Source organism: Pseudomonas ekonensis, from assembly GCF_019145435.1.
Taxonomy (GTDB): domain Bacteria; phylum Pseudomonadota; class Gammaproteobacteria; order Pseudomonadales; family Pseudomonadaceae; genus Aquipseudomonas; species Aquipseudomonas ekonensis.
The window spans coordinates 2,043,310-2,057,754 of record NZ_JAHSTS010000001.1; the positions used below are offsets into that span (position 1 = coordinate 2,043,310).

Sequence of the window (14,445 nt, forward strand, 5' to 3'; positions counted from 1 at the left end):
CGGCCCGCTGCTCATTCCCTGCAGATGCCTTCAACAGGGAAGCCCTTCGATGTACTCATTCAAACAACAATTGCCTCGACTGACGCTGGCCGCCGCCTTGGCGATGGGGATCGCGCCGTCGCCGGCCGTGTCCGCGGAGGCGACCGCCCAGGTGTTCACCTTCGACATCGCCGCCGGCCCGCTCGATGAGGTGCTGCTGGACATCTCGCGCCAATCCGGCGTGCCGATCTCCTTCAGCCAGAACCTGGTGCAGGGCAAGCGCAGCGGCGTCGTGCGCGGTGCGTTGGGCGGCCGTCAGGCGGTGGAGAAAGCGCTGCAGGGCAGCGGCCTGCAAGTGGAGCAGAGCGCGCAGGGGCTGACGGTGCGGGAGGCCGACGCGCCGGTCGCCGCGCCGGTCAAGGCGGTCTCTGCGGCGCCTGCCGCCAGCGCCGACTACCGCCTGGAGAAGGTCACGGTCACCGGCTCGCGGATCGCCCGGGCACAATCCGACGGCGCTACGCCGGTCAACGTCATTACCCACCAAGAGATGGAAGCGCGGGGCTACAAGAACGTCTACGACGCCCTGGCGACCCAGACGCAAAACACCGGCATGACCCAGGGCGAGGATTACGGCAATACCTGGCAACCGGCGGCCAGCGCCCTCAACCTGCGGGGCCTGGGGCCCAACCACACGCTGGTGCTGATCAACGGCCGGCGGGTGGCCGACTACCCGACGCCGTACGACGGCAAGGTCAACTTCACCAACCTTGCGAACATTCCGTCGGCGGTGATCGAACGCATTGAGATCCTCAGCAGCGGCGCTTCGGCGATCTACGGTTCCGATGCGATCGCCGGGGTGGTGAACATCATCCTCAAGGACAAGATCGACGGCGTCGACGTCAACCTCAAGGGCGGCACCAGCGAGCGCGGCGGCGGCGACAACCAGCGCCTGCAGATCAGCGGCGGCGGCAGATGGGGCGACTTCGACGGGCTGTTCGGCCTCGAACTGACGAACCGCGACCCGATCTGGGCCGACGACCGCGGCTTCATGCAGAGCGGCCCGCTGACGGATGTCGGCTACCGGCGCGACCTGGGCAGCGGCCGTTATCTGGGGCCGGGCTGCGGCGCCTATCAGGGCGTGTTCGACAACAAGCTGCTCAACAACGCCGGCCGTTGCCGCACCGACCAGATGTACAACGACTACTGGACGATCCAGACCCAGAAGGAAAACTACGACGGCTACACCCGCGGCACCTGGCATTTCAGCGACAGCGGCCAGGTGTTCGCCGATCTGATGTACGGCCTCGACCACATCCAGAACAACACCCGGGGCCCGACCTTCACCTCGCCGGATTTCATCAACCAAAACACCGGCAACCTGGAGCGTTGGTTCCGGCGCTTCGGCGAGGAGGAAATCGGCGGGCGCACCAGCAACAACAGCAAATGGCGCGACACGTCCTGGACCGGCACCTTGGGGCTGTCGGACAAGATCGCCGACACCGGCTGGCGCTACGACCTGGCGGCCAACCGTTCCGAATACAAGAGCGTGCGCACCACCCGTTACACGCCGCGCGCGTCGATCCAGGACTTCTACCTGGGCCCGCAACTGGGCACCCAGGGCGGCTACCCGGTGTTCGCGCCGGACGCCTCGCGGCTCGACCGGCCGCTGACGCCCCAGGAATGGGAGCAGTTTCGCGGCAACCTGACCCAGAGCAGCAAGTCGGTGTCGACCAGCTACAACGCCTCGGTCAACGGCGAGCTGTTCGACCTGCCCGCCGGCCCCGTGGGGTTCGCCGGCGTGCTGGAGGCGGGCAAGCAGGAATACCGCATCGACCCGGACGACAGCCTCAACGACGGCAGCTTCTACAACACCACCCCGAGCCAGAGTTCCGGCGGCTCGCGCAAGCGCTATGCGGCGGGCGGCGAGTTCAGCATCCCGGTCACCGACACCGTGCTGGCGACGGCGGCAGGGCGTTGGGACCAATACAAGTTCAGCGGCCGCACCGAGCAGCAGAAGACCTACAACCTGGGCCTTGAGTGGCGCCCGGTCACCAGCCTGTTGCTGCGCGGCAGCTACGGCACCAGTTTCCGTGCGCCGGACCTGAACTACATCTACCAGTCCGACAGCAACGGCTATTACCCGGCGCAGATCGACTACTACGGGTGCAGCCAGGGCGTGGAGGGCGCCTGCGACCGCGGGCGGGTCGACTATACCCAGAGCGGCACGGCGGACCTTGAGTCCGAGCGCGGCAAGTCGTGGACCTACGGGTTCGTCTGGTCGCCGTCGCGCAACTTCGATTTCTCCACGGACTTCTGGCGGGTGGAGATTGACGACCTGCTGACCACGGTGGACGAGAACCGTCTGTTGCAGGAAGAGAACGAATGCCGCAACGGCACCCAGGACATCAACTCGGCCAACTGCCAGTCGACGCTGGCGCGCATCGACCGCAATCCGGGTAACGCGGCCGTCGACCCCAACCAGTTGCAGCGGGTGAGGGTGAACGCGATCAACGCCGCCAGCGAACGGGTCAGCGGCCTGGACTTCAAGAGCAACATCCGCTGGGGCGCGGGGCAGTACGGCGCGTTCAGCTCGGCGCTGGGCTACACCCTGGTGCTGTCGCACTACTACAAGGAATCGGACGAAGCCCCGACCCAGGACTGGCGCACCTCGCGCACCAACTACGACTGGCGCAGCAAGGTCAACGCCAGCCTGACCTGGGACTACCAGAAAGCCACGGCGACGCTGATGGGCATCCGCTACGGCTCGGTCACCAACGGCGCGGGCGACGGCCGCCTTTCGCCCTGGACCGTGTTCAACGCCAGCGCCCGCTACCGGCTCAACGACCGGGCGAGCGTGGGGCTGACCGTGAACAACCTGCTCAACCAGGTCAAGCACGACGACTCGGCGGGCTGGCCGTACTACCCCACCGGCAACTACGACCCGTACGGGCGGCAGTGGTGGCTGGATGTGAGCTATCACTTCGGCAGTTGACGGTGGTGGGGCAGGTGCCGGTGATGTCGCCAGTGCCGGCCTCATCGCTTGCAGGCAAGCGCCTACAGGTTTTGTGGTGTGCCTGGATCTTGCGGGCACCCGGAGTCCCCTGTGGGAGCCAGCCTGCTGGCGATTGGCGGCGGTGCCGGCCTCATCGCTTGCAGGCAAGCTCCTACAGGTTTTGTGGTGTGCCTGGATCTTGCGGGCACCCGGAGTCCCCTGTAGGAGCCAGCTTGCTGGCGATTGGCGGCAGTGCCGGCCTCATCGCTTGCAGGCAAGCGCCTACAGGTTTTGTGGTGTGCCTGGATCTTGCGGGCACCCGGAGTCCCCTGTAGGAGCCAGCCTGCTGGCGATTGGCGGCAGTGCAGGCGCCATCGAAACCGGCATAACCTCATCACCCATCGGTCTAACCCGTCCCCTATAAAACCCCGCCGCCCATCACACATCCCTGCATAAACCAAAACGCAGGGATGGCTGTTCATGATCCAGTTTTCACCCGTCAAATCCCCCTTGAGCCTGGCCTTGCTGCTGGCGGTCCAAACATTGCCGGCGGTGGCCGCCGACAGTGCGGAGTCCGCACCAACACCGGTACTGCAACGGGTCGAAGTCACCGGCACGGCGATCCGCCGGGTCGATGCCGAAACCGCTGTGCCGGTCACGGTGCTGCGGGCCGAAACGCTGCGCGAGCAGGGCGTCACCACCACCGAAGAGCTGGTCAACCGCATCTCCGCCAACCAGTCCTCCGTCGGCGGCGGGCGTTCGGTGGGCTCCAGCAGCGGCGGGGCGTCCTATGCGGACTTGCGCGGCATCGGCCCGAACAAGACGCTGGTGCTGCTCAACGGCCGGCGCCTGAGCAACAACGCCACCAGTTCGATCAACGGCTCCGGCGTGGATCTCAACACGATCCCGTTCGCCGCCATCGACCGGGTCGAAGTGCTGCGCGACGGCGCGTCGGCGCTGTACGGCACCGACGCCATCGGCGGGGTGATCAACTTCATCACCAAGAGCAGCCTCACCGAAGGCCAGATCAGCACCAGCTACGACACCCCCACACACGCCGGCGGCGGCGAGAGCCGCAACGTCAGCGGCAGCTGGGGTTTCGGCGACCTGCAGGAGGACCGCTTCAACGTCTTCGGCGTGGTGAGCCACGACAAGCAGGAGCGCCTGGCCGCCAAGGACCGCAGCTACACCTACAACTACCAGCCTGGCCGGGGCCTGGATTACACCTCCGGCACCGCCTCGCCGGCCAACTGGAGCCAGGGCAGCAACGCCACCAACCCGTTGGCCGGTTCCGGCTGCAACGCGCCGGGGCTGCTGGCGCGCAACGGCATCTGCCGCCAAAGCCTGTGGAGCTACCTGGACCTGGTGCCGGAGACCGAGAAGACCTCGGCCTTCGCCAAGGCCACCGGCAAGCTGGCGGACGAGCACAACGTCAGCCTCGAATATTTCTGGGCGCGCAACGAGAACCGCACGCAGATCGGCCCCGGCACCCTGATGGGCAACCAGGTCAACCCCGGCACCGCGTTCTATCCGGGCAACGGCATCACGCCGGGGCCCACAGGCTTCGCCCTCGACCCGACCCAGGCGGTGGACGTCAACTGGCGCGAGACCGCCGTCGGCGCCCGCCGGCACGAAGACGACAACACCGGCCAGCGTCTGCTGCTGAGCTTCGACGGCAGTCTGGCGGGCTGGGACTACAACCTCGGCGCCTCCTACAACCAGAACAAAGTGGTCAACACCATCCGCAGCGGCTACGTGAACGACCGCGCCGTGAGCCAGGGCATCGCCGACGGCGTGATCAACCCGTTCGGCCCGCAGACCGCCGCCGGTGCCGCGCTGCTGGCGGCCAACGCGGTGGACGGCGACTACGGCACCGCCGTGGGCCGGGTGAAGGCCCTCGACGGGCGGGTCAGCCGCGAGATCGGCGACTGGTTCGGCGCCGGCCCTTCGGCGCTGGCCCTGGGCGGCGAGTACCGCAAGGAAGATTTCCACCAGGACTTCGCCCCGTTCGCCGGCGACGTGCAGAGCCTGGGCGTGGACCCGAACGGCAGCGTGGCGGGCGACCGCAGCGTTTCGGCGCAGTACGCCGAGATCAACGTGCCGGTGCTCGACAGCCTGGAACTGTCCGCCGCCGTGCGCCACGACAAGTACAGCGACTTCGGCAGCACCACCAACCCCAAGTATTCGTTCCGTTTCCAGCCGTTCAAGGAACTGGTGGTGCGCGGCGCCTACAGCGAAGGGTTCCGCGCGCCGTCGCTGTATGAGTTGTACAACCCGACCTTCACCTCGTTCACCAACGCCAACTACAACGACCCGCGCCTGTGCGCCGGCGGCACGCCGAGCAACGGCGGGATCGCCAACCGCGACTGCGCCCAGCAGTTCTTCCGCACCTCCGGCGGCAACACCGAGCTGAACCCGGAAACCGCGCGCAACGTCACCCTGGGCTTCGTCTACCAGCCGTTCGACCGCCTGACCACCGGGCTGGACTTCTGGTGGATCGACATCGCCAACCAGATCGCCGAGTTCCCGGAATCGGCCGTGTTCGAGAACCCGGAACTGTACCCGGACCGTTTGATCCGCAAGCCCGACGGCTCCATCGACCATGTCGTCACGGGCCTGGCCAACCTCGGCAAGATCAAGACCAACGGCGTCGACGTCAGCTTCGACTACCGCCTGCCCAGCACCCCGTTCGGCGAGTTCGGCATCGGGCTGCAAGGCACCTACGTCAGCCGCTACGACTACCAGCAGCAGCTCAAGGGCGACTACATCGACAAGCTCGGCGACTTTCGCGGCGGCGATTTCGCCTCGGCCGGCGCCGTGGCCCGTTGGCGCCACAGCCTGACCGGCACGTGGAACCACGGCCCGTTCGGCGCCAGCCTGACCAACCGCTACACCAGCGGCTACCACGATTCGGACCGCGAGGCCCACGACTACGTCGGCTCGTACAACGTCTGGGACCTGGCCGGCACCTACACCTGGCGCAAGACCCTGGGCGTGACCCTCGGGGTGAAGAACCTGTTCGACCGCGAACCGCCGTTCAGCAACCAGACCTACACGTTCCAGAGCGGGTACGACCCCAAGTACGGTGACCCGTTCGGCCGCACGCTGTACACGCGGCTCAGCTACAGGTTTTGAGAATGACAGGAGAAGGCGGGTTTTAGTGACGATTCGTTCTAAGGCCTGCCCTATAAAAAATGCCTGCCTGTTGCACATCACAGGCAGGCGGGATGTGCGGTGACTGTTCCGGCCCTGTCGCGGGCAAGCCCGCTCCCGCAGTGTTTTGTGGTGACCAAAGATTCAGTCTTCACCCGATACCTGTGGGAGCGGGCTTGCCCGCGATGCGGCCGGGACAGCCGACCCGCCGACAAGGATCTGCCCATGCTTTACAGACACCGCATCCTGGCGCTCGGCCTGCTGCTGAGCCCCGCGACCTGGGCCGCCCCGCAGCACGCCCTCACGGTCTACGGCGAACCGCCCAAGTACGCACCGGACTTCCAGCACCTGGCCTATGCCAACCCCGACGCGCCCAAGGGCGGCTCGTTGCGCCGCTCTTCGCTGGAGAGCGGCCCGTTCGACCACTTGGTGCCCTATGTCGACAAGGGCACCGGCGTCGCCGACGTCGACGGCTGGCTGTACGCGCCGCTGGCCTACCGCAGCAAGGACGAACCCTACAGCGTCTACGGCCTGGTGGCGCAGCGCATGGAGCTGGACGCCGACCGGCGCTGGCTGCGCTTTTACCTGAACCCCAAGGCCCGCTTCGACGACGGCAGCCCGATCACCGCCGAGGACGTGCGCTACACCTACGAGCTGTTCACTACCCAGGGCAGCCTCAAGTATCGCCAGCAGTTTCGCGATGTCGCCGAGGTGGTGGTCGAGTCCCCGACCCAGGTGCGGTTCGTGTTCCGCAACAACGAAAGCCGCACCTTGCCGCTGGACCTGGCGACGTTGCCGGTGCTGCCGGAGCACTGGTGGCGCACCCGCGACTTCGCCGACGGCGGCGGTTTCGAGATCCCCCCGGGCAGCGGCCCGTACCGGATCGGTGCGGTGGATGCCGGACGCAGCGTGACGTTCGAACGGGTCAAGGACTGGTGGGGCCAGGACTTGCCGATCACCCGTGGCCTCTACAATTTCGACCGGCTGAACGTGGAATTCTTTGCCGACACCGACGTGTCGCGCCAGGTGCTCAAGGCCGGCGGCTTCGATTACAACCGCGAGTTCTCGGCCACCAGTTACACCATCGGCTACGCCGGCGCCGCGCTGGATCAGGGCCGACTGTTGCGCGAACACCTGGCGCCGGGCGCCGCCCAAGGCACGCAGGGTTTTGTGTTCAACCTGCAGAAGCCGGTGTTCCAGGACCGCCGGGTGCGCCAGGCCATCGCCATGCTCTGGGACTTCGAATGGAGCAACCGGCAGATGATGCGCAGCCTGTACCTGCGCCAGCGCAGTTTCTTTTCCCACAGCGCGTTGTCGGCCACGGAACTGCCGGACGCCGAAGAGCTGAAGATACTTGAGCCCTGGCGCGGCAAGATCCCCGACGAGGTCTTCACCCAGGTGTTCCAGGCCCCGCGCACCGACGGCAGCGGCAACGTCCGCGCCCAGCAGTTGCAGGCCCTGAAACTGCTGGAGGCCGCCGGCTGGACACCCCGTGGCGATCAACTGGTGAACGCCGCCGGCGAGCCGCTGCGCTTCACCTTCCTCAATGGCCAGAAGGGCTTCGAGCGGCTGCTGCTGCCGTTCAAGCGCAACCTGGCGCAGATCGGCATCGGCTTCGACATCCGCCAGGTGGACACCGCGCAATACACCAACCGCGTGCGCAACCGCGACTACGACATGATCGTCGCCGGCTACCCGGTGAGCCAGGCGCCGGGCCGGGAGATGTTCAACTATTTCGGTTCCGACGGCGCCGACGATCCCGGCTCCAACAACTACATGGTGTTGCGTGACCCGGCGGTGGACGCGCTGCTTGAAGGCGTGGTGCAGGCCGACAGCCGCGCCAGCCTGCTGCGCCATGCCCATGCGCTGGACCGGGTGCTGCAGTGGGGCTACTACTGGATCCCCAACTATTACCCGCCGGGGATCTCCACGGTGTGGTGGAACCGTTTCGGCCGCCCGGCGGTGGCGCCGCTGTACGACGCCGGCCTCGACACCTGGTGGGAAATCAGCCCGACCGCGCTGACCGCCGCGCAAATGCAGCAACAGCAAAAGGAGTACGCCCATGTGGGGTTATAGCCTGCGGCGCCTGCTGCTGATCGTGCCGACCTTGCTGGCGATCCTGTTGGTCAACTTCGTCATCGTGCAGGCCGCGCCCGGCGGCCCGGTGGAGCAGGCCATCGCCCGCTTGCAGGGGATCGGCGCAGGCAACGCGGTGGGGGGCGGCCACGTGGAGACCGTCGGCGGCGAGTCCCGCGCCACCCGTGGGCTCGACCCGAAGCTGGTGGCCGACATCGAGCGCCAGTACGGCTTCGACAAGCCCGCCGGCGAGCGCCTGTGGCTGATGCTCAAAAGCTATGCGCAGCTGGATTTCGGCAAGAGCTTCTTCCGTGGCGCGACGGTGACCGAACTGATCCGGCAAAAGCTGCCGGTGACCCTGTCGCTGGGCCTGTGGGCGACACTGATCAGCTACCTGGTGTCGATCCCGCTGGGCATCCGCAAGGCCGTGCGCAACGGCTCGGCGTTCGACACCTGGAGCAGCGTGGCGATCATCGTCGGTTACGCGATGCCGGGGTTCCTGTTCGCCCTGCTGCTGATCGTGGTGTTCGCCGGCGGCACGGCGCTGGACTGGTTCCCGGTGCGCGGCCTGGTTTCGGACAACTTCGCCGGGCTGACGCCGTGGGGCAAAGTCGCCGACTACTTCTGGCACCTGGTGCTGCCGGTGACGGCGCTGGTGATCGGCGGGTTCGCCACATTGACGATCCTGACCAAGAACAGCTTCCTCAACGAGATCTCGCGGCTGTACGTGGTCACCGCGCGCGCCAAGGGCCTGAGCGAGCGCCAGGTGCTGTACGGCCATGTGTTTCGCAACGCGATGCTGCTGGTGGTGGCCGGGTTGCCCCAGGCGCTGGTGACGGTGTTCTTCGGCGGCTCGCTGCTGATCGAAGTGATCTTCTCCCTCGACGGGCTCGGGCGCCTGAGCTACGAGGCGGCGGTGTCCAGGGACTATCCGGTGGTGTTCGGTTCGCTGTTCATCTTCACCCTGTTCGGCCTGCTGATAAAACTGGCGGGCGACCTGTGCTACACGCTGGTCGATCCGCGCATCGACTTCAACGCGAGGGTCGCCTGATGCTGACGCTATCTCCCATCGGACAGCGCCGCTGGGCGCGGTTCAAGGCCCACCGGCGCGGCTGGTGGTCGCTGTGGCTGTTTCTGGCGCTGTTCGGCCTGAGCCTGGGCGGCGAGCTGATCGCCAACGACAAGCCGCTGGCCGTGTCGTTTCAGGGGCGGTGGTTCTTCCCCGCGTTCGAGCGCTACACCGAGCGGGATTTCGGCGGCGAGCTGCCGTTCCAGCCCGACTACCGCAGCGCCCAGGTGCGCGGCCTGATCGAGGGGCAGGGCGGGCGGCTGTGGTTTGCGCCGATCCCGTTCGGCTTCGACACGGTCAACTACGACCTCACGGAACCTGCGCCGAGCCCGCCGACCACGGACAACTGGCTGGGCACCGACGACCAGGCGCGGGACGTGCTCGCCCGGGTGATCTTCGGCACGCGGGTGTCGCTGCTGTTCGCGTTGGCGCTGACGGCGGCGAGCGCGCTGATCGGTATCGCCGCCGGCGCCCTGCAGGGCTACTACGGCGGTTGGACCGACCTGTTCGGGCAGCGGCTGCTGGAGGTCTGGTCGGGGCTGCCGGTGCTGTACCTGCTGATCATCCTGTCCGGGTTCGTCGAGCCGAACTTCTGGTGGCTGCTGGGCATCATGGCGCTGTTCTCCTGGCTCAGCCTGGTGGACGTGGTGCGCGCCGAGTTCCTGCGCAGCCGGGGGCTGGAATACGTGAAGGCGGCGCGGGCGCTGGGCGTGGGCGACGGCCAGGTGATGCTGCGGCACATCCTGCCCAACGCCATGAGCGCGACCCTGACCTACCTGCCGTTCATCCTCACCGGGGCCGTCTCGACCTTGTCGGCGCTGGATTTCCTCGGCTTCGGCATGCCCGCCGGCAGCGCGTCGCTGGGCGAGCTGATCGGCCAGGGCAAGCAGAACCTGCAAGCGCCGTGGCTCGGCCTGACGGCGTTCTTCGCGTTGGCCCTGATCCTGTCGCTGCTGGTGTTCATCGGCGAGGCCTGCCGCGATGCGTTCGACCCGCGATCATGAATCAAGGAGCTGACATGGGTGACAACCTGATTGAAATGCGCGGCCTGCGGGTGGCGTTCAACGGCCATGAGGTGGTGCACGGCATCGACCTCGACATCCGTCCAGGGGAGTGCCTGGCGCTGGTGGGCGAATCCGGCTCCGGCAAGTCGGTGACCGCCCACAGCATCCTGCAATTGCTGGATCCTTCTGCCACGCAGGTGCGCGGCAGCATCCGCTACCAAGGCGAGGAACTGCTCGGCGTTCATGAGCGCTATCTGCGCCAGTTGCGCGGCAACCGCATCGCCATGATCTTCCAGGAGCCGATGAGCTCGCTCAACCCGCTGCACACCGTCGAGCGGCAACTGGGCGAAAGCCTGGCGCTGCACAAGGGGCTGGCGGGGGCGGCGGCGCGGCGGCGGATCGTGGAATTGCTGGAGCTGGTGGGCATCCAGCATCCGCGTGAGCGCTTGAAGGCCTATCCGCACCAACTGTCCGGCGGGCAGCGGCAACGGGTGATGATCGCCATGGCGCTGGCCTGCGAGCCCCAGTTGCTGATCGCCGACGAGCCGACCACCGCGCTGGACGTCACCGTGCAGCGCAAGATTCTCTTGCTGCTCAAGACGCTGCAAAAGCGGTTGGGCATGGCGCTGCTGATCATCAGCCACGACCTGAACCTGGTGCGCAACCTGGCCCAACGGGTGGCGGTGATGCGCAGCGGCGTGATCGTCGAGCAGGCGGCGTGCGAGCAACTGTTCCGGGCGCCGCAGCATCCCTACAGCGTCGAACTGCTCAACGCCGAGCCCGGTGGCGCGGCGTTGTGCCGGGAGTCGACGGAGAACCTGCTACAAGTGCGCGGCCTGAACGTGCGCTTCAGGCTCGGGGGCGGCTGGCTGCGGCCCGCGTCGTACCTGCATGCGGTCAACGGCATCGACCTGCACCTGCAACGGGGCAAGACCCTGGGCATCGTCGGCGAGTCCGGCTCGGGCAAGTCCACCCTCGGCCAGGCGATCCTGCGGCTGATCGACGCCGAGGGCAGCATCCGTTTCGAGGGCGAGGCCCTGGAGGCCCTGAGCGGCAAACGGCTGCGGCCGCTGCGCAAGCGCCTGCAAGCGGTGTTTCAGGATCCGTTCGGCAGCCTAAGCCCGCGCCTGTGCGTGGCGCAGATCATCGCCGAGGGCCTGTTGGTGCACACCGCCATGAATGCGCAGGAACGCGAGCAGGCGGTGATCGAGGTGCTGCGGGAGGTCGGCCTGGATCCGGCCGTGCGCCACCGTTATCCCCACGAGTTCTCCGGCGGGCAGCGCCAGCGCATCGCGATCGCCAGGGCGCTGGTGCTCAAGCCGGACCTGATCCTGCTGGACGAACCGACCTCGGCGCTGGACCGCACGGTGCAGAAACAGATCGTCGCGCTGCTGCGCCGCTTGCAGGAGGAACACGGGCTGACCTACCTGTTCATCAGCCACGACCTGGCGGTGGTGCGGGCGCTGGCCCATGACCTGATCGTGATGAAGGACGGCGAGGTGGTGGAGCGGGGGGAGACCGCCGAGCTGTTCCGTTCGGCGCGGCACGCGTATACGCGGGAGTTGCTGGCGGCGTCGTTTGCAGGCGGTCCGGCACACTGAAACGCCGTTTTTCCCGTGCCCGAAAACACGAATCCCGCCACAAGGGCGGGATTCGTCGGTCGCTCGGGATCAGGGAAACCGAAGCTTACGCCGGGAACAGCTCGGACAGTTTCATCGACAGCATCATGTCGCCTTCGACGCGCAGTTTGCCGCCCATGAAGGCCTGCATGCCGTCGGTCTCGCCGGAAACGATGCCTTTGAGGGTGTCGCTGTCCAGCACCAGGGTGCAGTTGGCGTCGGCGTTTTCGCCTTCCTGGATTTCGCAGGTGCCATCCTTGACGATCAGCGCGTAGTGCTTGTCTTCGTCAGTGATGTTGAAACCGAAGACCAGGTCCAGACCGGCGGCAGCGGCTGGGTTGAACTTGGCTTTCATTGCTTCGACAGCTTTTGCTACATCGCTCATGGTGTGTTCCTTGATCAAGTGATTTCAGTGACCGCGCAGGTCACAACGAACCGGCGCTCATCGGAAGGTGATGAGGTCCGGAGCCTTCAACAGTTGCAGGTGCGCATGGTTGTTGAAGGAAGCCAACGCCACCTCTCGACCGCGGAACTTCAGCTGGTTGAGCGAGGTGTTGACGATTTGCCAGTTCAACTCAAAGGCCTGTTTGGCAGGCATTTGCGTAATGAGGTGGAGCAGGGCGGTGATGGTGCCGCCGGAGGTGAAGACGGCGATCTTCTGCGTGCTGTCCGCCTGCTCGAGGATCCGCTGCAGGCCCGCCTGCACCCGGTCGACGAACGCCAGCCAGCTTTCCAGGCCCGGCGTGTCGTAGGTGCCGGTCAGCCAGCGTTCGATGATCAGCGCGAAGATGCGCTGGAACTCGCCGCGGTTCTGTGCGGCGTTGCGCAGGATGTCCAGGGCCTCGGGCTCTTCCGGCAGCATGGCCGGAAGCAGGGCGCGGATCACCGCGTCGGCGTCGAACTCATTGAAGGCGGAGTCGATTTCCAGTGTCGGCACCGGCAGGCCGACAGCGGCGAACTGTTCCAGCGCGCTGTTGGCCGTGTGCTGCTGGCGACGCAGGTCGCCGGACAGGCAGCGGTCGAAACTGACGCCCAGCCCGGCGAGGTGCCGACCGAGGATTTCTGCCTGGCGCACACCGGTCGGCGACAGGACGTCATAGTCGTCTGCGCCGAAGGAGGCCTGGCCATGTCGAATCAGATAGATGCTGCCCACGTCCGCTGTCATCCCGGCACGTTGAAGGTTGTGGCGAGGTTATGAGGATGATCGGGTGCTGTCAATGAAAAAACATACGCTTGTTTGAAATGCCCGTTACAGCCCTGTTGCCAGAGGTTTCACCGCTGGCTGTCAGGGCGGTGCATGGGTATGCTGAAGCCATCCCGCGCGCGCCCGTTTGAAGCCGCGCCTTGTTTTAAGGAGCCTCCGTGGAGTTTTTCACCGAATACGCCAGCTTCCTGGCCAAGACCGTGACCCTGGTGGTCGCCATTCTGGTGGTGCTGGCCAGTTTCGCCGCATTGCGCAGCAAAGGGCGGCGCAAGTCCGCCGGCCAATTGCAGGTCAGCAAGCTCAATGATTTCTACAAAGGGTTGCGCGAGCGACTGGAACAGAGCCTGCTCGACAAGGACCAGCTCAAGGCCCTGCGCAAGGGCCAGGCCAAGGCAGAGAAGAAGCAGAAGAAGCAGCACGAGACCAAGCCGCGGGTGTTCGTGCTCGACTTCGACGGTGACATCAAGGCATCGGCCACCGAGAGCCTGCGTCACGAAATCACCGCGTTGCTGACCCTGGCCTCGCCCAAGGACGAAGTGGTGCTGCGCCTGGAGAGCGGCGGCGGCATGGTGCACAGCTACGGGCTGGCGTCGTCGCAACTGGCACGCATCCGCGAGGCCGGCATTCCGCTGACGGTGTGCATCGACAAGGTCGCCGCCAGCGGCGGCTACATGATGGCGTGCATCGGCCAGAAGGTGATCAGCGCGCCGTTCGCGATCCTCGGCTCCATCGGTGTGGTCGCGCAGTTGCCCAACGTCAACCGCCTGCTGAAGAAGCACGACATCGACTACGAGGTGCTGACCGCCGGCGAGTACAAGCGCACGCTGACGGTGTTCGGCGAAAACACCGAGAAGGGCCGGGAGAAGTTCCAGCAGGACCTGGACATCACCCATCAGCTGTTCAAGAACTTCGTGGCCCGTTACCGCCCGCAACTGGCCATCGATGAAGTGGCCACCGGCGAGATCTGGCTGGGCATGGCCGCGCTGGACAAGCAACTGGTGGACGAACTCAAGACCAGCGACGAATACCTGGCCGAGCGGGCCAAGCAATCCGAGCTGTATCACCTGCACTACGCCGAACGCAAAAGCCTGCAGGAACGCATCGGCATGGCGGCCAGCGGTTCGGTGGACCGTGTGCTGCTGAACTGGTGGGGCCGTTTGACCCAGCAGCGTTTCTGGTAAAACCGTCAGGCGCCTTGTCTGCATCGTTGCGGGCAGGGCGCTTGGCACATTCAAGTGTTGAATGTGCGGTGCATATCTATTTCAAAGTTCCATATTGTTGTTGTCTGCCTCGGTTCAATGATCAGGTATTCCCGCTTTTTTCATGAATGTCCAAACCTTAAGCTGTTT

General features: G+C 66.0%; 9 protein-coding genes. 7 read left to right on the top strand and 2 right to left on the bottom strand.

Annotated features, from left to right (window positions below; genetic code table 11):
• The first annotated feature begins 49 nt into the window (after positions 1–49).
• From KVG96_RS09205 to KVG96_RS09230, 6 genes are all read left to right on the top strand, one after another.
• Positions 50–2,971 (top strand): TonB-dependent receptor, encoded by a 2,922-nt coding sequence (locus KVG96_RS09205; RefSeq protein ID WP_217891735.1) that lies wholly within the window; start codon positions 50–52, stop codon positions 2,969–2,971.
• A 480-nt stretch (positions 2,972–3,451) separates the two neighbouring features.
• Entirely contained in the window at positions 3,452–6,106 is a 2,655-nt protein-coding gene (locus KVG96_RS09210) for a TonB-dependent receptor (protein WP_217891736.1), read from the top strand.
• Positions 6,107–6,349: 243 nt separating this feature from the next.
• Positions 6,350–8,200, top strand: coding sequence for an extracellular solute-binding protein (locus tag KVG96_RS09215; protein ID WP_217891737.1), 1,851 nt, complete (start codon positions 6,350–6,352; stop codon positions 8,198–8,200).
• Positions 8,187–9,251 carry a microcin C ABC transporter permease YejB gene (locus KVG96_RS09220; RefSeq protein WP_217891738.1) on the top strand — a complete coding sequence of 355 codons (1,065 nt, stop codon included), beginning with the start codon at positions 8,187–8,189 and terminating at the stop codon, positions 9,249–9,251. Before KVG96_RS09215 ends, KVG96_RS09220 begins: the two co-directional genes overlap by 14 nt.
• Positions 9,251–10,273: an ABC transporter permease gene (locus tag KVG96_RS09225; protein ID WP_217891739.1), complete on the top strand. Its 1,023-nt coding sequence runs from the start codon at positions 9,251–9,253 to the stop codon at positions 10,271–10,273. Before KVG96_RS09220 ends, KVG96_RS09225 begins: the two co-directional genes overlap by 1 nt.
• 14 nt (positions 10,274–10,287) lie before the next feature.
• The gene (locus KVG96_RS09230) at positions 10,288–11,874 is read left to right on the top strand and encodes an ABC transporter ATP-binding protein (RefSeq protein WP_217891740.1); all 1,587 of its coding nucleotides are present in this window, start codon (positions 10,288–10,290) and stop codon (positions 11,872–11,874) included.
• A gap of 85 nt (positions 11,875–11,959) precedes the next feature.
• Here the strand turns inward: KVG96_RS09230 and KVG96_RS09235 are convergent, their stop codons facing one another.
• Complete coding sequence (locus KVG96_RS09235) at positions 11,960–12,277, bottom strand: SCP2 sterol-binding domain-containing protein (protein ID WP_045198572.1); 318 nt, start codon at positions 12,275–12,277, stop codon at positions 11,960–11,962.
• 57 nt (positions 12,278–12,334) lie between these two features.
• On the bottom strand, positions 12,335–13,045 hold the full coding sequence (locus KVG96_RS09240) for a histidine phosphatase family protein (protein WP_217891741.1): 711 nt from the start codon (positions 13,043–13,045) through the stop codon (positions 12,335–12,337).
• Between the two features lie 209 nt (positions 13,046–13,254).
• On the opposite strand from KVG96_RS09240, the gene sohB reads away from it, so the two are divergent.
• Complete coding sequence (gene sohB, locus KVG96_RS09245) at positions 13,255–14,277, top strand: protease SohB (protein ID WP_217891742.1); 1,023 nt, start codon at positions 13,255–13,257, stop codon at positions 14,275–14,277.
• Positions 14,278–14,445 lie beyond the last annotated feature (168 nt).

Coding starts and splice junctions, on each gene's coding strand:
- KVG96_RS09205 (WP_217891735.1), top strand. CDS start 50: ATGTACTCATTCAAACAACAATTGCCTCGACTGACGCTGGCCGCCGCC.
- KVG96_RS09210 (WP_217891736.1), top strand. CDS start 3,452: ATGATCCAGTTTTCACCCGTCAAATCCCCCTTGAGCCTGGCCTTGCTG.
- KVG96_RS09215 (WP_217891737.1), top strand. CDS start 6,350: ATGCTTTACAGACACCGCATCCTGGCGCTCGGCCTGCTGCTGAGCCCC.
- KVG96_RS09220 (WP_217891738.1), top strand. CDS start 8,187: ATGTGGGGTTATAGCCTGCGGCGCCTGCTGCTGATCGTGCCGACCTTG.
- KVG96_RS09225 (WP_217891739.1), top strand. CDS start 9,251: ATGCTGACGCTATCTCCCATCGGACAGCGCCGCTGGGCGCGGTTCAAG.
- KVG96_RS09230 (WP_217891740.1), top strand. CDS start 10,288: ATGGGTGACAACCTGATTGAAATGCGCGGCCTGCGGGTGGCGTTCAAC.
- KVG96_RS09235 (WP_045198572.1), bottom strand. CDS start 12,277: ATGAGCGATGTAGCAAAAGCTGTCGAAGCAATGAAAGCCAAGTTCAAC.